Origin of the sequence: Tautonia plasticadhaerens, assembly GCF_007752535.1 — a bacterium.
Lineage (GTDB): Bacteria > Planctomycetota > Planctomycetia > Isosphaerales > Isosphaeraceae > Tautonia > Tautonia plasticadhaerens.
In genome coordinates this window covers 1,105,154-1,127,821 of the sequence record NZ_CP036426.1, presented here as the reverse complement: position 1 = coordinate 1,127,821, position 22,668 = coordinate 1,105,154, and the positions used below count along the sequence as shown (strand labels likewise).

Below are 22,668 nucleotides of genomic sequence, written 5' to 3'. Positions count from 1 at the left end.
CGGCGGTTCGGGGGGCGACGACCCGACGATCGTCGCGAGGCCCATCGTAGGGTGACCTCGCGTCGAATCGAAGAACCGCCCGAGGGCATTTCGAGAAGGACGACGACCGAACGCTCGGCCTCAGGACGCCCCGTCCTGCTCCTCCAGCCGCACGTCGACGCTGTAGCGGTGCCCCGTCAGCCCCTCCTTGTCGGCCAGCAGGCGGACGTCCGGGGCGAGGCGTTCCAGGCCGACCCGGTCGACGTGGATGAGGCTCGACCGCTTCAAGAAGTCGTTCGAGCACAGGCCCGACGCCCACCGGGCCGTGCCCCCGGTGGGCAGGACGTGGGAGGGCCCCGCCGCGTAGTCGCCGACGGCGACGGGGGTCAGGTGGCCGAGGAAGATGGCCCCGGCGTCGGTCAGGCGGGCCGCCAGGCGGTGGGCGTCGGTCGTGGAGACGTGCAGGTGTTCCGGCGCGAACCGGTTGATCAGCTCGACGGCCTCGTCCTCGTCCCGGACCAGGATCAGGGCGCCGAACTGCTCCAGGCTGTCCCGGGCGAGGTCCCCCCGGCTCAGGCGGGCGAGCTGGAATTCGAGGGCCTCGGCCACGCGGTCGATCAGGTCGGGTTCCCAGGTGATCAGGATGGCCGAGCCGGGGGAGTGCTCGGCCTGGCTGATGAGGTCGGCGGCCACGAAGGAGGGCTCGGCCGTCCAGTCGGCGACCAGGACGACCTCGCTGGGGCCGGCGATGCTGTCGATGTCGACCTCGCCGTAGACCTTCTGCTTGGCCAGGGCGACGAACAGGTTGCCGGGGCCGACGATCTTGTCGACCTGGGGGATCCCCTCCACCCCGTAGGCCAGCGCCCCGACCGCCTGGGCGCCGCCGATCCGGTGGACCTCCGTCACGCCCAGCAGGTGGCAGGCGGCCAGCAGGTCCGCGTTGTACCCGCCGAATTCGGTGGGGGGCACCACCACGGCGATCTCCTCCACCCCCGCGGCCTGCGCCGGGACGACCGTCATCAGCAGCGAGGACGGGTAGGCCGCCGCCCCCCCCGGCACGCAGACGCCGACCCGACGCATCGGCCGGTACCGGAGCGTCAGCTCGACCCCCGGCGACGGCCTCATAGTCGCGTCCCGCAGCAGGATGCCCGACTGGAAGGCGAGGATGTTGTCCCGGACCCGTTTGACCGTCTTCAGGTACGAGCGGTCGGCCTGGCGGTACGCCTCGGCCATCTCCTCCCGGGAGACGGTGACGGTCGAGCGGTCGAGCTGCGTGCCGTCGAGCCTGGCGGTGTAGTCGAGCACCGCGTCGAGCCCCCGCTCCCGGACGTCGGCGAGGATGCGGTCGACGACCTGGAGCGGCGTCAGGGCCTCGCCGAAGACGGCGACCGTCCGCTCCCTCCCCCGGGGGCTGACGACGTCCCCGCCCGGGCTGAGCTTGGCCCGGAGCCCGGCGATCGCCCCGACGGCGTCATCTTTCGAACAGTCGATGCGCGGGATCTTCAGGCTCGGGGTCGTTCGGGGCATCGGCGCGTTCCTGGCTCGGCTGCGGGACGCGTCCATTCTAGGGCGCCCGGCAAGGTGCCCGGGATCCTCACCGGGCCGGGTCCGACCCTAACCCGGCCGCGAGGCGTGGTCAACTCGGTGGGCGCCGATCCGATCCCGCCGGGGTACGGCGCCGCAGCCGCCCCATCACGCGGGATTCGACGGCGGCCGAGAGGTCGACGGATCGCCGGGTGCCCGACCGGGGTCGGGCCGCCCCGGCGAGATCGACTCGGACGGGCCCGCCGGCTCACGAATAGCTCTCGGACGGCCCGGGGAAGTCCCCGGCCCGGACATCCTCGGCGTACCGCGATGCGGCCTCCCTGGTGATCCGGCCGAGTTCGGCGTAGCGGCGGACGAACCTCGGCCGGAAGCCCTCGAACAGGCCGAGCAGGTCGGGGGTGACGATCACCTGGCCGTCGCACGCGGGGCCGGCGCCGATGCCGATCGTGGGGATCGGCACCTCCGCCGTGATCCGGGAGGCGACCTCCGACGGGATGCACTCCAGGACCAGCGCGAAGGCCCCGGCCTCGGCCACGGCGGCCGCGTCGGCCAGCAAGGCGTCGGCGTCTCGCTGGACCTTGTAGCCGCCGAGGTGGCGGACCGACTGCGGGGTCAGGCCGACGTGGCCCATCACCGGCACGTCGGCCTCGACGAGCGCCCGGATCGTCCCGGCCATCCGGCGGCCCCCCTCCAGCTTCACCGCCTGGCAGTCCGTCTCCTTCAAGAGGCGGCAGGACGACCGCACGGCCTGCCCGATCGACTCGTGGTAGGTCCCGAACGGCAGATCCCCGACGACCAGGGCCCGGCTCGCCCCCCGGGCGACCTGCTCGGCGTGGTAGATCATCTGGTCGAGCGTCACCTTGAGCGTCGTCGGGTGCCCCTGCACCACGGTCCCCATCGAGTCGCCGACCAGCAAGAGGTCGATCCCGGCCTGGTCGAGCAGGCGGGCCATCGTGAAGTCGTAGGCGGTGAGCGCCGAGATCCGTCGTCCCGCCCGCTTCCAGGTCGAGAGCATCGGCGGGGTGACGGGGCCCTCGTCGGGCTCGGGCTTACGGGGGGCGTCGGTCGACATGGGGGGAGGCTCCGTCGTCGGGATCCGGGCCCGGGACCAGCTCGGCGACGAAGGCGCCGGGCCGGTCGACCCGCACTCGGTATCGTGCCCGGGCCGCCCGGAAGAACGCGGCCCGTCGGGGGTCGGGGTCCGCCCCGGCCCCGGCCCCGGGGCCGGCGAGGAAGGAGGCGCCCCGGGCCCGGTAGAATTCGACCAGCGCCAGGGGGTCGGCCGGGGCGTCGAGCCGGCCGCCCCACTCGCCGGCGGCCCTGCGGGCGGCCTCGGGGGGGAGTTCCAGCCGGCACCCCCGCCGGTCGGCCGAGTACAGCAGCGCCTCGGGGGCCACCACGAGCGCCCCCTCCGGGACGACCCGACGGACGGCCTCGGCCGCCTCCGCCAGCCCTCGCCACTCGACCGGCGTCCGCCAGGTCGAGCCCGAGACCGCCGCCGACATCGCCAGCAACGCCGCCCCGGCCGCCCCGGCCGTCCGGGGCCCTCCCCGACCCCGGGCGAGGATCGCCGCCAGCGCCCGGGCGATCCCGACGCTAAAGACCGGCGCCAGCACCATCCAATAGTATTCGTGATGCCACTTCCCCGCCAAGGCCACCAGCGAGAGCCCGGCCGACGCGAACCAGATCCACCAGAGCCGATCGACCGGCCCCCTCGACAACCCGATCACCGCCAGCACCAGCCCGATCGGGGTGAAGGCCCGGACCAGAAGATACCTCGCCGCCGGCCGATACGTCTCGGATTCCAGCAGGGCCGACGGCACCAGCGCCGACAGCCAGATCCGCCCGTTGTCCAGCGACGCCCTCGACCCCTCCCCCTCCGCCAGCACCCCCGCCGCGTGCAGGTACCAGAGCAGCGCCGGGACGATCGCCGACGCGGACAGGACGATCAGCCCCTTCCTGCCGACCCCGAGGATCGCCAGCGCCAGCGGCACGAGGACGAACGCCGAGGTCACCTTCAGCGCCAGGCTCGTCGCCAGCAGGAGCCAGCCCGAGGCGAGCCATCCCCTCCCCCTCCCCGAGGCGAAGGCGTCCCAGCATCGCATCGCGGCGAGCTGGGTGCCGATCATCATCGCGTCCGGCTGCACCGCCCGGCCGTAGCGGAGCATCACCGGCATCGTCGCGAAGACGCCGACCGCCAGCAGGGAGACCGTTCCCCCTTCCCTCCGCCGGACCAGGCCGAACAGCCCCCAGGCGCCGAGGGTCGTCGCCAGCGCCGACACCAGGCGACCCGACACGCCGATCGGCCAGCCCGTCGCCCCGCCCAACCCGGCGACGGCCGAGGCGTAGATCGGCGGCTCGACCAGGAACAGGTTCGGGAACGGCCCCGTGTCGAGCCGAGGCCGGAGGAACCCCGAGCCCCGCTGGAGGTTCCGGGCCACCATCGCCGTCGGCACCTGGCGGCCGACGTAGTTCTCGACGATCGGCTGGTCGGCCCCCCAGGCCCTCAGGCCGAAGGTCGCCAGCAGCAGCGCCGCCAGGGCGATCCGCTGGCGCGGGGGGAGCGAGTCGGGCATCACTTCCCTGATCCGAGTTCCGGGTCCCCGATCTCCGGCGCCGGGCGTCACCCCGATCCGAGGGTCATCCCCCCGGGAATGGCCCCTCCGGGCCGCCCGCGAGCTCCCGGGCGAACTGGAGGCTGCCGGGCTCCCCGGACGAGTCGCCGGCGAGGAACGCGTCGAGCCGCTCGTTCGCGAGCTTCGCGGCCGACACCGAGCCCTCGACGGCTCGATAGAGGTCCAGGACACCGACCTGGAACGCCTCGAGCGAGGCCTCGACCTCGGGGTTCGCGGCGATGTAGGCCTTGTCGTCGTCGTCGTCCCGGAGAAACCGCAGCTGGGATCGGGTCGCATCGAGGATCGGCTTGAAGACCTCGGGGCGGACGTCCCCCGCCGACGACAGCAGGATCTGCCGGATCGACCGGAGTTGATCGGCCACGTCCGTCCATTCCGTCCGCAGGTTGACGACGCCCTCGGCCGGGATGATCGCCTCGAACCGCTTCAGCAACGAGGCGACCCGACCCCGGAACTCATCGGGCCCGACCGGCTCCACTCCGGGGCGGATCCGGGCGATGATCTCGCGTCGTTCCGACGTCCCGAGCCCCATCAGCTTCAGCTTCGCGTCCAGCAGGACCCACTCGATCGCCTCGCCCGACGCCAGGTCGCCGGTCGGGAAGAGGGCGTCGGGCCCGTCGGAGACCAGGCTCCAGGGGCGGGGCCTCGCCCGCACCTCGATCCCCGACCAGACGCCGACGAGCGTGCCCACCGACAGCAGGAAGACCGCCACCGACGCCAACCGGGCCGCCCTCCGGCCGGCGATGGTGCCGAGGTTGACCCTGGAGAAGTAGAACCCGCCGGTCCCCCCGATGATGCTGAAGAGGATCGGCAGGACGACGCCCACCACCGGGCTGCGGCTCAGCCCGACGAGCATCCCGATCGCCACGCCGAAGGCCAGAGTGGCGACGGCGATCCCCACCTCGGTCCAACTCATCGGCGTACGCCTCCCGATTCGAGACGGCCTTCCCCCTCTCCTACTGCGACCACGCCGTCGGCGAGCGGTCCCACCGGTGCGTGCGCAGCTCGGCGTGCAAGGCCGGGTCGAACGGGCGGCCGTCGCTGGCGGCGGCGTTCGCCTCCACGTGTCGGAGCTTCCTCATGCCGGGGATGATCGTCGAGACGGTCGGCTCGGCGAGGATCCACCGGAGGGCCAGCTCGGGCATCGTCATCCCCTCCGGCACCACGGGGCGGATCCGATCGGCCCGATCGACGCTGGCCTCCAGGTTCTCGGGCACGAAGTAGGTGTTCCGCCAGTCCCCCTCGGGCCACCGGGAATCCCGGGTGATCGCCCCGGCCAGCGTCCCCTCGTCGAACGGGACCCGGGCGATGACGGCGACGTCCCGCTCCCGGCAGAGGGGGAACAGCTCGTCCTCGGGGGCCTGGTCGAAGATGTTATAGATCACCTGGACCGCGTCGATCATCCAGGTCCGGATCGCCTCGAGCCCGTTCCAGGGCTCCCACCGATTGACGCTGATGCCGACCGCCTTGACCAGGCCCTCGCGCTTCAGGTCGTCCATCGTGCGCTGCCAGCGCTCGTCCTTCGCCCAGGAGTCCTCCCAGACGTGGAACTGGAGCAGGTCGATGTGCGGCAGGCCGAGGTTGCCCAGGCACTTCTCGGCGTATTCCCGGATGTGGTCGGGCGGGAAGCAGTCGTCGAGGGTGAATTCGCGGCGGGAGGGCCAGGTGAAGTTCTTCGGCGGCAGCTTGGTGGCGACGTAGAGCGGCCGGTCGGGGTGGTCCTTCACCAGTCGCCCGAGCAGCCCCTCGCTGTGCCCCTCGCCGTAGCCCCAGGCGGTGTCGAAGAAGTTGCAGCCGAGCTCCACGGCGCGGTGCAGGCTGGCCATCGACTCGTCGTCGTCGGAGCCGGTCCAGCCCCCCATGCCCCACATCCCGTAGCCGATCTCGGAGACGGACCACCCGGTCCTCCCGAACGTCCGGTATTGCATCGTGCCCCTCGGATTCCCTCGGCCCGCCGGCCTCCCGGGGCGGGCGAGGCGCCCGCCCCGGGGGACCGGCCGGAGATGCCGAATTCAGTCGAGTTCCTTGATGTAGATGTTCCGGAACTCCAGCGGGTTGCCGTGGTGCTGCAGCTCGATGGTCCCGGTCGCCGGGATGGGGCCCTCGTAGTCGGGCCAGTTCTCCAGCACCACGTCGTCGACGACCTTCTCGCCGTTGAGGAAAACCGTGACCTTCTCCCCCTCCATGATGATGTGGAAGGTATTCCACTCGCCGATCGGGTTGTCGGCCACGGTCAGGGGGTTGCTCTCGCCGACCTTGTTGTTGAACAGGCCGCCGGAGCCGACGTCGGGGCGGTCCCAGATCTGGACCTGGGGCTTGCCCCGGAGGTAGATCCCCGAGTCGGCCTCGGGGCCGGTCTTCCAGTCGACGAACAGCTCGAAGTCGCCGTAGTCCTTCGCCGTGACGAGGCTCTCGCCCTTGCCGTCGTAGTGGAGGACGCCGTCCACCACCGTCCAGTGCTCGGCGACATCGCCGTCGGCCTTCCAGTTCGAGAGATCCTCGCCGTTGAACAGGGCGGTGAAGCCCTCGGGAGGGGTGTTGATCGGGCGGTCGTCCTGGGCTGAGGCCGAGGGGGCGAGCAGCAGGGCGGCCAGGGCCGCGGCGGCGGTGGGGGAGGTCACGGTGGGGTCTCCGCGGTGCGGTCGCGAGTCGAGAAGTCTCCGGCGACGCCCAACGGCCGGGCGCCGACCTCCCGATTAGACCGCGAAGCCGCCCCGATGTCACGGGAGCAGATCGCCGACGGTCGCCGGCGCGGTTCGCAACGTGCCCCGGAATCGCCGGCCGTCGCCCAACGGGGCTCGTCGCACCTTTCCCCGGTCGGTCACGAAAGGGCCGGCTTCCCGGCCAATCCCGTGATCAGGCCTTCGGGCGGGCGTGGAGGGCGATTGGCCTCGTCGGGGGCGGTTTGTTGCGCGTCCCTCGCGAGGTCCGGGCCCGGGCAACAGCAGATCGGCCGCCGATTCCGGGCCAGGTCGGGTAACACCCCCTTGCTTCCGGGGTCCTGTCTCTGACATACTCTCTATCCAATCAATTGAGACTGAATCTCAATCCCAATCAATACAGAGAGTCAGTCCCGGCGGCCAATGCCGGCCGCCGACGCAGTTCGACACCCGGGAGGGGAGGGTCTCATGCGGAATCGAGTCGACGAGCGTGGCTTCACGCTGATCGAGCTGCTGGTCGTCATCGCGATCATCGGGGTGCTGATCGCCCTGCTCTTGCCGGCGGTGCAGGCCGCCCGGGAGGCGGCCCGACGCGCCCAGTGCACCAACAACCTCAAGCAGCTCGGCCTGGCGATGCACGGCTATCACGACGCGTTCGGGACGCTTCCCGGCGTCCGGGTGGAGGGCGCGGCGGCCCCGTTCGTCTCGATCCTCCCGTTCGTCGAGCAGGCCAGCCTGGCCGACTCGTACAACTTCGACGTGGTCTGGGACCATGCGAGCAACACGACCGTGACCGCCTCCCGGCTGGACGTGCTGACCTGCCCGTCCGACCCGCATTCGGGGGAGCTGTCGGCCGCCGGTTTCTCGCCGAGCGCCTACACCGTGCCCCGGAGCGCCACCAACTGGAGCCAGCACCACGCCGCCTTCGAGCTGGGCCAGTACGCCCGCTTCTCCCAGTTCCGGGACGGGCTCTCGAACACGTGCCTCCTGTACGAGTCGGCCGGCCGGGCCCGCTGGTACGTCCACGGCGTGATGGAGCCCGGCGGCCAGACCTGGGACTACTACGGCGCCGCCCCCTGGGGCACGATCACCGAGGCCTGGGCCGGCCGATCCAACGGCGGCTGGTTCTTCCCCGTGTTCATCTCGCTCGACCAGGCTGGTGGTCCGCCGAACGTCGTCTGGTTCGTCGGCTCCTCGGTGATCAACGTCAGCAATTGGTACGGGGCGGCCTACTCGTTCCACCCCGGCGGAATGAGCATGGGGATGGGGGACGGCTCCGTCCGGTTCGTCAGGCAGCAGGTCTCGCTGGAGGTGATCGGCGCCCTCAGCTCGCGAGACGGCGGCGAGATCCCCGGCGAGTTCTGACCCTCCCCACGCCGACCACGGCCCCTTCCCCCCAGGCCCGAGCGACGACTCCCATGCGGCACCCCACTCGATTCCCGATCGCCCTCCCCGCCCTGCTGATCGCCCTGACGGCCCCCGGCTGCGGCCGGGGCTGGGAGGCCGACACCCACCCGGCCTCGGGCCGGATCTCGGTCAACGGCCAGGCCCCGGCCGGGGCGCTCGTGCAGCTCCACCCGGTCGGCCCGGCGCCGGACGAGCGGAACTCCCGGCCGTGGGGCCTGGTGGCCGAGGACGGCACGTTCGCGCTGACGACCTACGAGGCAGGCGACGGCGCACCCGCCGGCGAGTACGCCGTCACGGTCACCTGGCCGGACGACCCCACCGTGCCTTCCATGACGGACCGCCTGGGATTCCGATACGCCGACCCCGGCCGGTCGAGCTGGAAGGTCACCATCGACGAGGGCGAGAACGCCTTGCCGCCGATCGAGCTGACCGACTCGTCGGTTGCCCCGCCGGGCCCGAAGCCGGGCCGGGCCGCCGGGCCGGAGATGCTCGGCGTCGCCGACGCGACCCCCAGGCAGCCCCTCCCCTGACGACCCGCCCTCCCGCGGCTCGGCCTCGGGAGGGAGACCATCGATGAACGGACCACCCCACCCACTGCCGGGACCTCCTCGTGAACCCCGCCCCCATGACCCCCGAGGCGACCCGGCCGTCGGCCGGGCAGGCCCGCCGGCCGTCGACCCTGCCGAAGCGGGTCGCGGCCCCGTCGGGGAGCCTCTACCGGATGATCTGGCGCTGGCACTTCTACGCCGGGATCCTCGTGGCGCCGACCCTGCTCGTCGTGACGATCACCGGCGCCCTGTACATCTTCCGCTCGGAGATCGAGAACCTCGCCCACGCCGACCTCCGGTTCGTCGCCCCTGCCGGAGAACGTGCGGGAGCCCAGGCCCAGGTCGACGCCGCGGTCGAGGCCTTCCCGGGACGGCCGCCGGCCTCGATCGAGCTGCCGGCCGATCCCGGGCGATCGTCGGTCGTCCGGCTCGGCGAGGGACGGGGGGCCCTAGCGGTCCACGTCGACCCCTTTCGGGCCCGGCCGCTCGGGGCGATCGACCCCGATCGGCCAGGCTGGACCGAGGCCTTCTTCACGACCGTCCTGAAGATCCACCGCGAGCTGCTCGCCGGCTGGCCGGGACGGCTGGTCGTCGAGCTGACGGTCGGCTGGACGATCCTCCTGCTGGCGACGGGCCTCTACCTCTGGTGGCCCCGACGGGGAGGCGGTCCGGCCGGCGTCTGGTGGGCAAGGTTTCGCGCGAAGCCCTACACGGTTCTGCGCGACCTGCACACGGTCCTCGGGTTCTACCTGCTGGCGCCGGTCGCGGTCATCGCCGTCTCGGGGCTTTTCTACTGCCTCGTCTGGGGAGAGGCCTTCCACCGGGCGACCCGAGGTCGCCCCGAGGCGTCGGGCGGCGGCACGCCCTCGACGTCGGCGGCGGTCCGGGGCGACCCGGATCCGACGCCCATGCCGGCGCTGTCACTGGATCGGATCGAGGCCCTGGCCCGGGCACGATACCCCGACCGCAACCTGTTCATCACCCTCCCCGAGCCGGGTTCGCGGACCTTCTCCCTCTCGGCCGGCAACGACTACGACAACTCGTACGGCCCGTTCGTCTCCGCCCGGTTCGAGCTGGACCGCCGCGACGGCCGGATGGTGTCGCATTCGACGCTGGCGGAGGACGAGCGCTACTGGTGGCACGGCTGGGCCTACCCGCTCCACGTCGGCAGCGTGCTCGGGCCGACGACCAAGGTGATCTGGCTCGTCGCCTGCCTCGTGCTGGCGGCGATGCCGGTCACGGGCCTCTGGATGTGGTGGATCCGGCGGCCGGCCGGCCGGGCCGGCTTCCCCAGGCGGCCCGACCGGCCGGTGCCCCGAGGGCTGGTCGCCGCGATCGCGGCCCTCTCGCTCCTGCTGCCGGTCGTCGGGGCGAGCATCCTCCTCATCCTGACGGGAGAGGCGATCGTCGGGGTTGTCCGACGGGCCCTTGCGAGGCAGTCCCCCGCCCCGGCCTGACCGGCGAAGACGAGGGGTGGCACCCCCGGATTGGCGGCCTCCCCGGCCGATTGACCGCCGCCCCCTCCGGCGCTAGACTCGGCCCATTGAGGGCGATCGCGCCCTCACCGCCAACCATCCGGAGCCATCCCCGATGACCGACCGCATCCTCTCCCGCCGCGACCTCCTCCGAGGCACCCTCGCCGGAGGCGCCGCCCTCGGCCTCGGCCTCGGCCTCCGGCCCGGCCTGCTGCTCGCCTCGCAGGACGTCTCCGGATCGCCGACGGCGGGCAAGATCGGCGACTACAAGATCTCCCTGGCCGAGTGGTCGCTCCACAAGCGCTACTTCGAGAGCGGCGACCCCGCCAAGGCCAACCTCGGCTTCCCCCGGGACGCCCGGGAGGAGTTCGGCATCGAGGGGGTCGAGTTCGTCAACCAGTTCTTCAAGGACAAGGCCCGGGACGACTCCTACCTGGCCGAGCTGAAGAAGGCGGCCGCCGACCAGGGCGTCGCCTGCCTGCTCATCATGATCGACGGCGAGGGATCCCTCTCCGACGCCGACACCGCCAAGCGCAACCAGTCCGTCGAGGACCACAAGAAGTGGGTCGACGCCGCCGAGGCCCTCGGCTGCCACTCGATCCGGGTGAACACCGGCGACAACTACAGCGCCACCGACGTGGCCGCCGCCGCCGACGGCTGCTCCGCCCTGGCCGAGTACGGCAAGTCCCGGGGCATCAACATCATCTGCGAGAACCACGGCGGCCCCTCCAGCGACCCCGACGCCCTGATCGCCCTGATCAAGGGGGTGGGCATGGACAACTTCGGCACCCTGCCCGACTTCGGCAACTTCGCCACCAACGGGCCCCGCGACGAGCACGTCTACGCCATCGACATCTACGACGCCATCGCCCGCCTGATGCCCTACGCCAAGGGCGTCTCGGCCAAGTGCTACGACTTCGGGGAGGGCGGCGGCGAGGCCTACCTCGACTTCCCCCGCATCATGAAGATCGTCACCGACGCCGGCTACGACGGCTTCGTCGGCATCGAGTACGAGGGCAGCCGCCTCTCCGAGGCCGACGGGATCAAGGCCGCCAAGTCCCTGCTCGACTCGCTCAGGGGCGCCCAGTACTCCCCGACCGCCTGACCGATCGGCGATCGTCGAGGATGCCTCCACCTCCCCAGCCGGGCCTCGTCCCCCCCGGGACGCGGCCCGTCGTCGTCCCCCGCAACGGATCGCCCCGGGTCGCCGTCGGGCGAGGGGGGCCCTCCCGGCTCAGGCCTTGGCGATCTCCGATGCATGCGCCCGGATCTTGCGGATCGCCTCGGCGACCTGCTCCATGTCCTGCCGGGTGCCGAGCAGCATCGACTGGGTGAGCCAGACCGCCTCCTCGCAGAGCCGCTCGTTGCCCGGCAGGTCGAGGCGCTCCTCGTATTCCGCCAGCGTGCTGGACGGGAAGGAGGCCCGGAAGGCCCTCGATTCGAGCGTCCGCCTCAGGAACGGCTCCCGGTACAGCGGCGAGTAGCCGCCCGAGGCGGGGATCCCTTCCGCCGCCATCGCCTTCAGGAACCCGGAGCGCGGCAGCCCGGCGAACTCCGCCGGGTCGTAGCGGAACATGTAGAGGTGATATGCGTTCCGGGTCGTCCCCTCGTGCATCCGGGCCGGGGTGACGCCGGGGATCTCGTCGAGGAGTGCCGACAGGGACGCCGCGTTCTGCTCCCGGGTGCGGGCCTGCGACTCCAGCCTCGTCAGCTGGGTCGAGAGCAAGGCCCCCTGGAACTCCGTCAGCCTCAGGTTCGCCCCGTTGCGGCCGAAGGTGCCGGGCATGTCCCCTTCGGAACGGCCGTTGTTCTGGAAGCTCAGGCACTCGGCGTGCAGGCGGGCGTCGTCGGTCAGCACCGCGCCCCCCTCGCCCGAGGTCAGGTTCTTGCTGTTCTGGAAGGAGAAGCAGCCGAGGTCGCCGATCGTCCCCACCTTCTTCCCCCGCCACTCGGCCAGGTGGGCCTGGCAGGCGTCCTCCACCACCGGGATCCCGCGATCCCGGGCGACCGCCATCACGGCGTCCAGGTCGGCCGGGTTGCCGCCGATGTGAACCGGCACGATCGCCCGGGTCCGGTCGGTGATCGCCCCCGCGATCTTCGAGGCGTCGATCTGGGAGGTCTCCGGGTCCACGTCCACGAAGACCGGCAGGGCGTGCTGGATGAGGACCGCGTTGACCGTCGCCACGAAGGTATACGGCGGGACGATCACCTCGTCCCCCGGCCCCACCTCCAGGGCGTTCATCGCCGTGATGAGGGCGCTCGTCCCGTTGGCGGTCGCCACGCAGTGCGACACCCCCAGCCGGTCGGCCCACTCGGCCTCGAACCGCCGGACGCGGTCGCCGCTGCCCCGGTACCAGGCCCCCGACCTCAGCACGTCGACCAGCGCCGACACGTCCTCGTCGCCGACGATCGGCCAGCCCGGGAACGCCTTCTTCCGGACCGGCTCGCCGCCGAGCACCGCCGGCTTCGCATTCGGGGTCGAGCCCCGGACCCGGCCGGGCCGGGCGATCATTCCCAGGGCCGTCGAGGCCCCAATCAGGGTTCGTCTGGAGAAGGACGGGGTCATCGGGCGAGGCCTCCGCGCGGCGGATCTCGGGGGTCGGGCCGGGACGATCGGTCGACCACGCCTCCGCCCCGGGTCACGCCGCCGATCGCCCCGCCGAGCCTACCGGACTCACCTCCCCCCCGCCACCCCATGCCTCTGCGGAGGCCGGTCCCGGCCCCGGCCATTTGCCTCCCCTCATCGCCCGGCATCCGTCCGCCGGGTCCCCGTCCGGGCCCCTCCCGGCAGCGACCGGGGACGGTGTCCCTGGGGCCCGTGAGGCCTGCTCCTCGACCGGGAAGGCCCGGCGTCCCGGGCCCGGGAGGTGAGGCGGTCGAGCACGAAGACGAGGTCGTCGGGGTCGCAGGGCAGGTCCAGGCAGGCGACGGCGCCGCATCGCCTGGCCTCGGCGACCAGCTCCCGATCGGCCATGCCCAGCAGCGCGACCACCCCCCGGCGCTGGGCGGCCCCGGCGAGCCGGTCGGACCACCCCGGCTCCAGGACGGGCACGTCCCAGACCACCCAGGGCTCGTCCCCCGAGACCGGGTCGTCTCGGCGTCGGGCCGTGGCGTACCCGGCCGAGTCGAGCACCTCCCCCAGCATCCGGGCCAGCTCGTCCTGACCGCTGGCGATCGCCACCTGCCCCCCCCCCCCGTCTCGCCGTCGGGGGGCGTCGGGCCGGAGGTGCCGGGCGATCGTCTCGCGGGCGGTCGCCTCGGGCAGCACGGCGTCGACCAGCCCCGACCACGCCATCAGGTGGTGATACCTCACGTGTCGGCCGGCGACCAGCACCACCCTCGGCCCGTTCCCGCCGGCCCGCCAGGCCCGGAGCCGGTCGGCCTCGGCCGCCCCCAGGTTCGGCCGGTGCAGCACCACCACGCCGGGGCGGTCGCCCCCCGGCCGGACTCCCGGCAGCTCGGGCCCGTCGAGGATCTCGGTCCCGACCGGCATCGCCGAGAGCAGGGCCCGGACCCAGGGGTCGGTCAGGTCGCCGGAGAACCGCACGTCGTCCCGATCGCCTTCCACGAGTACGACCCCCCGCGTCCCCCGGCCGATGCCCGGCCACCCGGGTGGATCCGGGCATCTCCGGGCATGTCCGGGCCGGCTTCGTAGCAGATCCCGGCCGATCCGGCAAGCGGAGCCGACTCCCCCGAGGCGGCCCGGCCCGGTTGACTCCCCCGTCGGCCCGACTCGGGGGCGGGCCCTCGTTGCCTCGACGGCCGGTTGTCGGGACAATGGCGGGGTCGCGTCTCCCGGTCGAGGGGCGCAGCCCGAACGCCCGGCGAGCCCGATGGAAGACCTGAGCGATCCCGCCCCAACCCCGGGCCCGGCCGTGGCCGTCGCCATCCCCTGCTTCAACGAGGCGGCCGCCATCGGCGCCGTGGTCGACGAGTGGCGGGGGGGCCTGCCGGGGGCCGAGGTCGTCGTCTTCGACAACAACTCCACCGACGGCAGCGGCCCCATCGCCTCCGGCCGGGGGGCCCGGGTCGTGCCCGTCCCCGAGCAGGGCAAGGGGCACGTCGTCCGCCGGATGTTCGCCGAGCTGGCCGACCGGGACGCCGTGGTCATGATCGACGGGGACGGGACCTATCCCGCCTCGGCCGTCGGCCCGCTGCTCTCCCCGGTGCTCGAAGGCCGGGCCGACCTGGCCGTCGGCGTCCGTCGCCCCGAGGGCGGGCCGGGCTCGAAGGCCATGTCGCCGATCCGGGGGGTGGGCAACGCGTTCATCGGCCTGGCGTTCCGCGTCCTCGTCGGCCCGGGGACCTCCGACCTGCTCTCCGGCTACCGCGTCTTCGGCCGATCGGCGATGCGGGCGATGCGGCTGAGTTCCTCCGGCTTCGAGATCGAGACCGAACTGGCCGGCGAGGCCATCGGTCGGGGGCTCCGCGTCGTCGAGGCGCCGGTGCCGTACCGGCCCCGGATCCCCGGCTCGTCGAGCAAGCTCCGGGCCCTCCGGGACGGCTGCCGGATCCTGGAGATGATCCTCCGCCTGGGCGTCCGGCTCCGCCCCTGGCGGCTGTTGCTGCTGCTCTCGGCGGGCCTGGCGGTCGCGGGGGTGGCGTCGGGGAGCGACGCGCCCTGGATCGCCGCCGTCCTCTTCTTCCTCGCCGCGGTGCTCTCGGCGGCGGTGACGCTCGCCCGTCGAGAGGCGATCGGGGGGGCCCCGTGAGCGACAGCAACCCGACCGAACCCGACGACGTCCCCGCCCGGGGCCGTCGCGAGCGCAGCGCCCGGTACCCCGGGGCCCCGCTGCCCGAGGCCATCGAGCTGGCCCGGTTCATCGACGACCACGGCCTCGACGGGACCTCGGCCGAGGCGATCGCCGCCTCGATGGGCTTCGAGAGCATCAAGACCCGCACCTTCTCCTCCCGCCTCAGCGCCGCCCGGCAGTTCGGCCTGGTGGCGCTGGAGGGCTCCTCCTACCGGATCACGCCCCTGGCCCGGTCCATCCTGCACCCGGTCGACCCCGCGGACCTCCCCCGGCTGCATCGGGAGGCGATGAAGGCCTCCCCGCTCTACGCCGACCTGCTCGTCCGGCTGGCCGACCGCCGGGTCCCCGATCCCGAGCGCCTGGCGAACCTGCTCTACCACAGCTACCAGATCACCGCCTCGGCCAAGCTGATCGCCGCCGAGAGCTTCGTCGAGACCTCGAGGTTCGCCGGCGTGCTCGCCGACGACGGCTTCCTCCGGCCCGGAGGGGCCCCCGGGCCCCTCACCGCCCCTCCCCCTCCGACCCCGACCCCGGCCCCGGAGCCCCCGACCGCCCCGGCCGCCCGACGGTCCCCGCCGGATCCCCCCGACGGCGTCCGGTTCGACCTCCGCCTCTGGGGCGTCGACTCCGGCAAGGTCGTCCGGGTCCGGGCCCCCGAGTCCCTCTCGGCCGAGAGCTTCTCCCGGCTGATCGAGGCCCTCCGCCTGCACGTCCGGATCGTCGACGATCCCCCCGAAGAGGGCGAGGCTGCCGGGTCCTGAGCCCCGACGGGACGGGACGCGGCCCGCCCCGGTCTCCCGGGAGGCCGGACTCGATCTTCGGATGCCCGGCCTCCGGGGGTCGGGCCCGCGAGGCCGTCAGCCGGGTCAATTCCGCAATCCTCGCCGACTTCCGGGCACGAGCACCGGGCCGTTGTCGCCATTCCATCGTATGATGGCTCGTTGGGTCGTGTCTGACCCATGTCGCACTTCCCCGGACCGTTCCCCCCGCCCCTTGCGACGACGGAGTCGGCGGGGCCGCCCGTGGAGGCGGACGGGGTGTCCGGTCGGGGCGTCGACATCTCGGTCGTCCAGGAGGGACCGCCTGCGCTGCGGATCGGGGATCGAACGAACCGGGCCCGGATGGGGCGGGAGTCGATCGGATGGGAAGTTCGCTGGCATTCGGGTGCCCGGAATGCGGCCGGAGGATCGACCTGGGCCGGACCTCTCCCGGCCGCCGGGTCCGGTGCGGCCATTGCGGCACGCTGGCCGAGGTCCCGTTCTTCCCCCGGCGATTCGGCATGCGGCGTCGGAGACTCCCCCGATGGAGGGCCTGGCTGCCCCTGGCCGCGACCGTCCTGGCCGTCGTCGCCGGGCCGCTGGTCGCCTGGCAATGGTGGGAGTCCTCCATCCGGTCCGCGCGGCGGGCCGAGCTCGCCGGGGCCCTGGCCGAGGCCGGGGAGGCCGAACGGGGGGGAGACCCGGCCTCCGCCTTGCTCCTGCTGGAGCGGGCGAGTTCGATCGCCCTCCGGCACGGCCTGGAGCCCCCCGGGGGCCGCTCGGCCCTGGTCGTGCGCCGGGACGAGCAGGCCAGGCTCGCCGCGGAATCCCGGCTGGCGACGCTCCCCGGGCTCCCCCCCGACCTGGCCCTCGACGAGGCGAAGGCGCTGTTCGATCGCGTCATGGCCGACCCCGCGCTGGCCGACCTCGCCGGCCCGGCCTCCCGGGCGTTGACCTCGGCCGCCGATCGATGGGCCGACTGCCGCCTCGAGCAGGCCGACCGGGCGCGGGCCTCCGGCCGGTCGGCCGAGGCGCTGGCCGAGGCCGGCCGGGTCGACGACGGGCTCGACCGCCTGCCGAGGGGCGTGGCCGAGGGCGCCCGGGACCGCGTCCGGTCGTTCGCCGCCGCGTTGATCGAACTCAAGGGGGCCCGGGTCGGCCCGATCGTCGTCCGAGTGGCCCCCTCGGCCCCGTCGGGCGGCCCGATCGAGGGCGAGGTGGCCGCGATCCTGGCCCGGGGGCTGGCCGACAGGGGCTACCTGCTGCTCCCGGACGACTCGACGATCGCCGGGCTGGCGGGCACTCCCCCCTTCCGGCTCGGGGCGACGATCGTCGAGCGGGAGGGGGCCCGCTACCAGCACTCCCCCAACCGCACGACCTGCTTCGCCGTCGACCTGGCGCTCGACCGCCTCGGCTCGGACGCCTGGGCCGAGCACGTCGAGGCCCGGACCCGGGTCCCGCTGCCCGGCCTCGCCGCGATGGAGGGCAGCCGACTCGCCCTGGCCACCGACCGGAGCCCCGAGGTCGAGGCCCGATTCCGCCGGGACGCCCTGGAGGAGCTCGCCGATCGGCTCCGCCTGAAGCTCAAGGGCCTGCCCCCCGCCCCCGAGGCGCCCTGACCCGGGTCAGCCGGCGACGGCCGGGGCCCGGGAGATCGAGGCGCAGTGGGCCCGGCCGACGGTGTCGTCGACCACCTGCATCACGCTGTCCCCCAGCCCCTTCTGCCGGATCCGCTCGACCCGGGGCCGGCAGGCGAACAGGGCGTCAACGACGGCCGGGTCCCACTGCACGCCCGAGCCGTCCCGGAAGATCCGGTCGATCTGCTCGGCGGCGAGGCGACGGCGGTAGGGACGGGTGCTGGACATGGCGTCGAAGGCGTCGGCAACGGCCAGGATCCGGGCGATCCTCGGGATCGCCTCGCCGGCCAGGCCGTCGGGGTAGCCGGAGCCGTCGAAGTTCTCGTGGTGGTGGGCCACTCCCGGCAGCAGGTGGTTGAGCTTCTTCAGGTCGGAGAGGATCTGGACGCCGATCCTCACGTGCTGCCGGATCTCGTCGAATTCCTCGCCCGTCAGCGGGCCCGGCTTCTGGAGCACCGCGTCGGAGACGCCGATCTTCCCCACGTCGTGCAGCAGGCCGCAGAGGTACAGGTCCCCCCGCTCGTTGGCCGAGACGCCGAGTTCCTCCCCCAGCTCCACGGCGATCCTCCCCACCCGCTCGGAGTGGCCGAGCGTGTAGGGGTCCTTGGCGTCGATCGCCGCCGTCAGCGACCGGATCACGCCGAAGAGCAGCTCCTTCAGCTCGGCGTAGTGCCGGGCGTTGCTCCGCTGGGCCGAGATCAGGCTGGCGACCGGCCGGAGCAGGTCCGCCTCGTCCCGGCCGAAGGGTCGGCCGTCCATCGGGTTGATCGCCACGAGCCAGCCGGGGGCCCCCTCGGTGTCGCTGGAGACCGCCAGCGCGTGCTCTACCCCGACGACCCCCTGGAAGGGTCGATCGTCCCAGCCCCCGGCGTCCGCCTCCATCCGGTCCGGCAGCAGCAGTCGGACCGCCTCGGGCCCGAGCCCCTCGATCGCGCCGACCATCACCACCGGGTCCCGACGGCTCCTGGGCACCCACGCCACCGCCGCCACCGCCATCGCGTCCCGGAGCGACTGCACCGCCAGCCTCTGGAACCGGCCCGGCGGGTCGGAGACGTGCATCTCCCGGGTCAGCCGGTCCGGCAGCCGGACCCGACTGCGGTCGCCCCCCGGGCCCGGAGACCCGGCGTCCCCGGCGAGCCGGCCGACCACCTCGCGTCCCCAGGCCAGGAGCGCCTGCGGGGGCACCGACGGCCCCCACGCCCGCCCCGGGGGCCTCGACTTGACGCCCGGGGCCGCGAACCCGACCCACGCGGTCGTCGACGCCACCCCCGGCCGCCCCCCCTGGGGCGGCATCCGAAGGATCAGCCAGAGGTGCTCCTCCGGAGGGCCGGCGTACCAGAGGGCCGCCCCCCCCGGGTCGCCCCCCCCCTCGCCCGCCACCCGGTCGGCCCGCTCCGGCCTCGGCCAACGGATCGACTCGTCCCCGACCCGGGCCGCCCACCGGGCCTCGCCGTCGCGGTCCGTCTCCAGCAGGCCCACCGGCGCCGTGAACTCCAGGCTCAACGCCCTGGCCCGACGCCTCGACAGCTCCTCCCGCTCTGCCGAGACCGGCCCGGGCTCGAGACTCGGAGCGGACGGCTCGATCGTGCTGCCGGTATGCATGGATCCTCCCGGTTGTCCGTGCTCGGGCCGGGCCCGACCACCCGGGGCGCTCCCCCGACCGATCGGGGCGGCCCAAGCGAACGCTAGAGCGCCCCGACGGACGGGGCAACCGGAATCCGGCGTCGAGTCGGTTATTTTAACCGACCCCAGGATGCTATAACCGGCACCACCGCCGCCTTACCGCGATCTCGCGGCCTCCCCAGGGCATTCGCGCCCTATGCTCCCCGCAGGAGGCGACCCCGGGGCCGCCGAAGAGGGGGAGGTCCGGGCCGGGCCGGGCCCGGCCGACCGCGTCGAATCGGTTCGATTCGAACCGATTCGTGGTGAGGCAGGGCGAGGCGAGGCGATGACCGATCGGACGCCGGGCTCCCGAGACGACCGTTCGGACCTCGACCTCGCCCGGTTCTGGGACCTGAGGCTCGAGCCCGGCGCCTCGAAGCCCCCGGACCCGGGCCCCGGGCCCGCCCCCCCGACCCGGGAGTCCCCGGTCCCGGCCGGCCCGGGGCCGACGCCGATCGACCCGTCCGACGCCCTGGACTTCTCGCTCAACCTCTTCGAGAGCGAGCCCCCCGGGCCCCACGTCGGCCCGATCGCCCGGCGGGCGCCCCCGAAGTCCGGCCCGAGATTCCCCGGGCCCGGCGAGCGGCTCGACGACTTCCGGATCCTCCGGGAGCTGGGCCGGGGCGCCTTCGCCCGCGTCTACCTGGCCGAGCAGCTCGCCCTGGCCAGCCGGATGGTCGCGCTGAAGGCCTCCTCGCAGCCGGTCGCCGACGAGTCGCAGCTGCTCGCCCGGCTCCAGCACGCCCACATCGTGCCGATCCACTCGGTCCACGAGGACCCGAGCACCGGCCTGCACCTGATCTGCATGCCGTACCTCGGCGGCGCCAACCTCGCCCAGGTGCTGGAGGCCGCCGGGGCCGAGGCCCGGGCCGCCTCGGTCGCCACCGGGGGGAGCCTCGTCCATGCGCTGGACCAGGTCGGGGGCCCCCCGCCCTCCCTCCCCGGCAACCCCTCGGGGACCGTCCGCGCCGAGCGTCGGGAGGGCCCGAGGTCCTCGGCCGAGGCCGACGACCCCGGCCGGGACGGCGCCGGCGGGGCCTCCCCCTCGAAGGTCCGATCGGTCCTGGCACGCTACTGGGCGCGGCTGGCCGACTGGGGCATCGGCGTCGAGGAGCACGGCCCCGACGACCCCGACGCCGAGCACGCCCAGCCCGCCCGGGTCTTCCTCAAGCGGGCCAGCTCCATCCAGGCCTCGGCCTGGATCGCCGCCCGGCTGGCCGAGGGGCTGGAGCACGCCCACTCCCGGGGGCTGCTGCACCGGGATCTCAAGCCGTCGAACATCCTGATCACGGCCGACGGCATGCCGATGATCCTGGACTTCAACCTCTCGGTGGTCTCCGAGCCCGGCGAGGCCGGCAGCCGGGCCCGGGTCGGCGGCACCCTGCCGTACATGGCCCCGGAGCACCTCGACGCCTTCCACCCGAGGGGGACCACCCCCTCCCACGCCGTCGACGAGCGCTCCGACCTCTATTCGCTCGGCCTGATCCTCTTCGAGATGGTCGCCGGGCACCACCCGTTCCGGGACCCACCCGACGGCCCGCCGATGGCCCACGTCCTCGACGACATGATCGCCGAGCGCCGGGCCGGTCCCCCGTCGGCCCGGCTGACCAACCCCGAGATCCCCTGGAGCCTGGAGGCGATCCTCCGCAAGTGCCTCGACCCGGAGCCCTGGCGGCGCTACCAGGCGGCCGGCGACTTCGCCGAGGACCTCCGCCGCTTCCTGGAGGACCTCCCGCTCAAGTACGCCCCCGAGCCGAGCCTCCGTGAGCAGGCGGCGAAATTCCTCCGCCGCAACCCCCAGCTCCGCAGCTCGACCTCCGTCGCCCTGGTCGCCCTCGTCCTGCTGGTCGCCATCGCCGGGGTGCTGGCGGGCGTCCGGGGCCGCTGGCAGGCCGATGCCGCCCGCCTGGCCCTCCGGGACTTCGAGGCCGACTTCACCCAATGCCAGCTCCTGCTCAACACCGCCTCGGACCTCGACCACGACGCCGAGAATCAGCTCCTGCACGGCCTCTCCCGGGCCCGGGAGACCCTCGACCGCTTCCAGATGGACCGCCTCGGCGACCGCTGGGCCGAGGGGCCGATCGCCCGGCACCTCGACCCCACCGACCGCCTGCTCCTGGCCGAGCAGCTCGCCGAGCTGCTCATGCTGGAGGCCCGGGCCTCCGTGCTCTCCGCCCGGGACGGGCCCGAAGGGCGATACGCGCGGGCCCTGGCCCGGGCGGTCGAACGACTCGGCCTGGCCGAACGGATCGACCCCCGCCCCCCCTCCACCCTCTATGCCGAGCGTGCCTCCTACGCCGCCGCCCTCGGCCTGGCCGACCGGGCGGCCCGGGACCGCGAGCGGGCCGCCGAGCTGCCCCCGGAGACCGCCCGGGACTATTACCTCCGGGGCACCGCCGCCCTCGCCGCCGGCCGCCCCGACCGCGCCGAGCCGCAGTTGGACACCGCGATCGGCCTGGACCCGAGGCGCTTCTGGTCCTGGTTCGCGCTGGGCCTCTGCCACTTCGACCAGGGCCGGTACGCCGCCGCATCTTCCGACTTCGCCGCCTGCACCCTGCTCGACCCCGACTCGGCCTGGGCCCACGCCAACCGGGGCCTGGCCCTCGCCCTCGACGGCCGGGTGGCCGAGGCCCGACGCGCCTACGACCGGGCCGTGGCCCTGGATCCCGACCTCGTCACCGCCCGGATCAACCGGGCCCTGGCCAGCCTGGAGCTGGACGAGCCCCGACGCGCCGCCGCCGACCTCGAATACGCCGTCAACCGCAACGGCCGTCGGGATCCCGCCCTGCTCGCCGCCTGGGGGGAGGCCCTGGCCCGTTCCGGCCGCCGGGACGAGGCCGAGCGCCGCTTCGCCGTCGCCCTGGAGGACCGCCCCGACGACCCCACCATCCTCGTCGCCCGGGGCTTCGTCCGGCTGGCCGACGACCCCGACTCCGCCCGGCTCGACTTCGGGAGGGCCCTGTCGACCTCCCCCCGGATGGCCCGGGCCCACCTGGGCATGGCCCACGCCCTCCGGGCCGACGACCCCGAGGCCGCGCTCGGCCACCTCGACGAGGCCCTCGACGCCGAGCCGGGCCTGATCGACGCCGTGCAGCTCCGGGCCCTGGTCCGCGCCCGGCTCGGCCTCCGGTCCTGCCGGGCCGACGTCGACGTCCTGAGGCACTCCCCCACACCCCAGCGCCTCTACAACGCCTCCGCCGCCCTCTGCGTCCTCTCCCGGTCGGCCGACGAGCCCGGCCTGCTCGAAGACGCCCTCTCGCTGCTCCGACGCGCCCTCGACGCCGGGTTCCCCCCCGCCTTCGCCCGATCCGACCCGGACCTGGAGCCCCTCCGCACGCTCGCCGAGTTCCGTCGCCTGCTCGAAATCGAGTGACGACCGGGTAACCCCAACCCTCGCGGGCTGCCGTCCGCTCCGACGGCACCCGCACGCAATCCGGAGGGGTCGGGGGGCGGAGCCTCCTCCCCACGGGAAGCCGTGTCGGAGGGGCCTCCGCCCCCCAATTCCCGATGCCGACCCTCCCGAGGGACTCGGAATCGGCCCGTCCTCGTCGGGAGGGACTCCCCGAACGCCTCCGAATCGTGAGAGCCCCGGGGGCGGCCCTCCCCGGGG

At 73.7% G+C, this 22,668-nt stretch carries 17 protein-coding genes; 8 read left to right on the top strand and 9 right to left on the bottom strand.

Features of this window, described 5'->3' with window-relative positions; translation table 11 throughout:
• Positions 1–120: 120 nt before the first annotated feature.
• From hisD to ElP_RS04245, 6 genes are all read right to left on the bottom strand, one after another.
• Complete coding sequence (gene hisD / locus ElP_RS04270; RefSeq protein ID WP_145267451.1) at positions 121–1,506, bottom strand: histidinol dehydrogenase; 1,386 nt, start codon at positions 1,504–1,506, stop codon at positions 121–123.
• 265 nt (positions 1,507–1,771) lie between these two features.
• Positions 1,772–2,596, bottom strand: a complete 825-nt coding sequence (gene panB / locus ElP_RS04265; protein ID WP_145267450.1) for a 3-methyl-2-oxobutanoate hydroxymethyltransferase — start codon at positions 2,594–2,596, stop codon at positions 1,772–1,774.
• On the bottom strand, positions 2,574–4,100 hold the full coding sequence (locus ElP_RS04260) for an ArnT family glycosyltransferase (protein WP_145267449.1): 1,527 nt from the start codon (positions 4,098–4,100) through the stop codon (positions 2,574–2,576). Before ElP_RS04260 ends, panB begins: the two co-directional genes overlap by 23 nt.
• A 64-nt stretch (positions 4,101–4,164) precedes the next feature.
• Positions 4,165–5,073, bottom strand: coding sequence for a hypothetical protein (locus ElP_RS04255; RefSeq protein ID WP_145267448.1), 909 nt, complete (start codon positions 5,071–5,073; stop codon positions 4,165–4,167).
• Positions 5,074–5,113: 40 nt separating this feature from the next.
• Positions 5,114–6,085, bottom strand: coding sequence for an aldo/keto reductase (locus ElP_RS04250; RefSeq protein WP_145267447.1), 972 nt, complete (start codon positions 6,083–6,085; stop codon positions 5,114–5,116).
• An 84-nt stretch (positions 6,086–6,169) separates the two neighbouring features.
• On the bottom strand, positions 6,170–6,778 hold the full coding sequence (locus ElP_RS04245) for a 3-keto-disaccharide hydrolase (RefSeq protein WP_145267446.1): 609 nt from the start codon (positions 6,776–6,778) through the stop codon (positions 6,170–6,172).
• A gap of 507 nt (positions 6,779–7,285) precedes the next feature.
• Between ElP_RS04245 and ElP_RS04240 the strand changes: the two genes are divergently transcribed.
• The 4 genes from ElP_RS04240 to ElP_RS04225 all read left to right on the top strand — a co-directional run bounded on the left by ElP_RS04240 (position 7,286) and on the right by ElP_RS04225 (position 11,352).
• On the top strand, positions 7,286–8,182 hold the full coding sequence (locus ElP_RS04240) for a DUF1559 family PulG-like putative transporter (RefSeq protein ID WP_197446700.1): 897 nt from the start codon (positions 7,286–7,288) through the stop codon (positions 8,180–8,182).
• A 53-nt stretch (positions 8,183–8,235) separates the two neighbouring features.
• Positions 8,236–8,754 (top strand): hypothetical protein, encoded by a 519-nt coding sequence (locus tag ElP_RS04235; RefSeq protein WP_145267444.1) that lies wholly within the window; start codon positions 8,236–8,238, stop codon positions 8,752–8,754.
• 80 nt (positions 8,755–8,834) lie between these two features.
• Complete coding sequence (locus tag ElP_RS04230) at positions 8,835–10,229, top strand: PepSY-associated TM helix domain-containing protein (RefSeq protein WP_145267443.1); 1,395 nt, start codon at positions 8,835–8,837, stop codon at positions 10,227–10,229.
• Between the two features lie 133 nt (positions 10,230–10,362).
• The gene (locus ElP_RS04225) at positions 10,363–11,352 is read left to right on the top strand and encodes a sugar phosphate isomerase/epimerase family protein (RefSeq protein WP_145267442.1); all 990 of its coding nucleotides are present in this window, start codon (positions 10,363–10,365) and stop codon (positions 11,350–11,352) included.
• Between the two features lie 129 nt (positions 11,353–11,481).
• Here ElP_RS04225 and ElP_RS04220 read toward each other — a convergent pair whose 3' ends face one another.
• Positions 11,482–12,813, bottom strand: coding sequence for a DegT/DnrJ/EryC1/StrS family aminotransferase (locus tag ElP_RS04220; RefSeq protein ID WP_145267441.1), 1,332 nt, complete (start codon positions 12,811–12,813; stop codon positions 11,482–11,484).
• Positions 12,814–12,987: 174 nt separating this feature from the next.
• Entirely contained in the window at positions 12,988–13,815 is an 828-nt protein-coding gene (locus tag ElP_RS04215) for a hypothetical protein (protein WP_145267440.1), read from the bottom strand.
• A 265-nt stretch (positions 13,816–14,080) separates the two neighbouring features.
• Here ElP_RS04215 and ElP_RS04210 point away from each other — a divergent pair, with 265 nt between their 5' ends.
• From ElP_RS04210 to ElP_RS04200, 3 genes are all read left to right on the top strand, one after another.
• Positions 14,081–14,959, top strand: coding sequence for a glycosyltransferase (locus ElP_RS04210; protein ID WP_145267439.1), 879 nt, complete (start codon positions 14,081–14,083; stop codon positions 14,957–14,959).
• Positions 14,956–15,762 carry a hypothetical protein gene (locus ElP_RS04205; protein WP_145267438.1) on the top strand — a complete coding sequence of 269 codons (807 nt, stop codon included), beginning with the start codon at positions 14,956–14,958 and terminating at the stop codon, positions 15,760–15,762. The genes ElP_RS04210 and ElP_RS04205 overlap by 4 nt, the downstream gene beginning before the upstream one ends.
• Before the next feature lie 380 nt (positions 15,763–16,142).
• Positions 16,143–17,378, top strand: a complete 1,236-nt coding sequence (locus ElP_RS04200; RefSeq protein WP_145267437.1) for a zinc ribbon domain-containing protein — start codon at positions 16,143–16,145, stop codon at positions 17,376–17,378.
• Between the two features lie 6 nt (positions 17,379–17,384).
• Here ElP_RS04200 and ElP_RS04195 read toward each other — a convergent pair whose 3' ends face one another.
• On the bottom strand, positions 17,385–18,998 hold the full coding sequence (locus ElP_RS04195; RefSeq protein WP_145267436.1) for an HD-GYP domain-containing protein: 1,614 nt from the start codon (positions 18,996–18,998) through the stop codon (positions 17,385–17,387).
• 346 nt (positions 18,999–19,344) lie between these two features.
• Between ElP_RS04195 and ElP_RS04190 the strand changes: the two genes are divergently transcribed.
• On the top strand, positions 19,345–22,431 hold the full coding sequence (locus ElP_RS04190; RefSeq protein ID WP_145267435.1) for a protein kinase domain-containing protein: 3,087 nt from the start codon (positions 19,345–19,347) through the stop codon (positions 22,429–22,431).
• Positions 22,432–22,668 lie beyond the last annotated feature (237 nt).

What these genes read in the sequence shown, in the direction of transcription:
- hisD (WP_145267451.1), bottom strand. Translation starts at nt 1,506, where the DNA reads ATGCCCCGAACGACCCCGAGCCTGAAGATCCCGCGCATCGACTGTTCG.
- panB (WP_145267450.1), bottom strand. Translation starts at nt 2,596, where the DNA reads ATGTCGACCGACGCCCCCCGTAAGCCCGAGCCCGACGAGGGCCCCGTC.
- ElP_RS04260 (WP_145267449.1), bottom strand. Translation starts at nt 4,100, where the DNA reads ATGCCCGACTCGCTCCCCCCGCGCCAGCGGATCGCCCTGGCGGCGCTG.
- ElP_RS04255 (WP_145267448.1), bottom strand. Translation starts at nt 5,073, where the DNA reads ATGAGTTGGACCGAGGTGGGGATCGCCGTCGCCACTCTGGCCTTCGGC.
- ElP_RS04250 (WP_145267447.1), bottom strand. Translation starts at nt 6,085, where the DNA reads ATGCAATACCGGACGTTCGGGAGGACCGGGTGGTCCGTCTCCGAGATC.
- ElP_RS04240 (WP_197446700.1), top strand. Translation starts at nt 7,286, where the DNA reads ATGCGGAATCGAGTCGACGAGCGTGGCTTCACGCTGATCGAGCTGCTG.
- ElP_RS04235 (WP_145267444.1), top strand. Translation starts at nt 8,236, where the DNA reads ATGCGGCACCCCACTCGATTCCCGATCGCCCTCCCCGCCCTGCTGATC.
- ElP_RS04225 (WP_145267442.1), top strand. Translation starts at nt 10,363, where the DNA reads ATGACCGACCGCATCCTCTCCCGCCGCGACCTCCTCCGAGGCACCCTC.
- ElP_RS04220 (WP_145267441.1), bottom strand. Translation starts at nt 12,813, where the DNA reads ATGACCCCGTCCTTCTCCAGACGAACCCTGATTGGGGCCTCGACGGCC.
- ElP_RS04210 (WP_145267439.1), top strand. Translation starts at nt 14,081, where the DNA reads ATGGAAGACCTGAGCGATCCCGCCCCAACCCCGGGCCCGGCCGTGGCC.
- ElP_RS04200 (WP_145267437.1), top strand. Translation starts at nt 16,143, where the DNA reads ATGGGAAGTTCGCTGGCATTCGGGTGCCCGGAATGCGGCCGGAGGATC.
- ElP_RS04195 (WP_145267436.1), bottom strand. Translation starts at nt 18,998, where the DNA reads ATGCATACCGGCAGCACGATCGAGCCGTCCGCTCCGAGTCTCGAGCCC.
- ElP_RS04190 (WP_145267435.1), top strand. Translation starts at nt 19,345, where the DNA reads ATGACCGATCGGACGCCGGGCTCCCGAGACGACCGTTCGGACCTCGAC.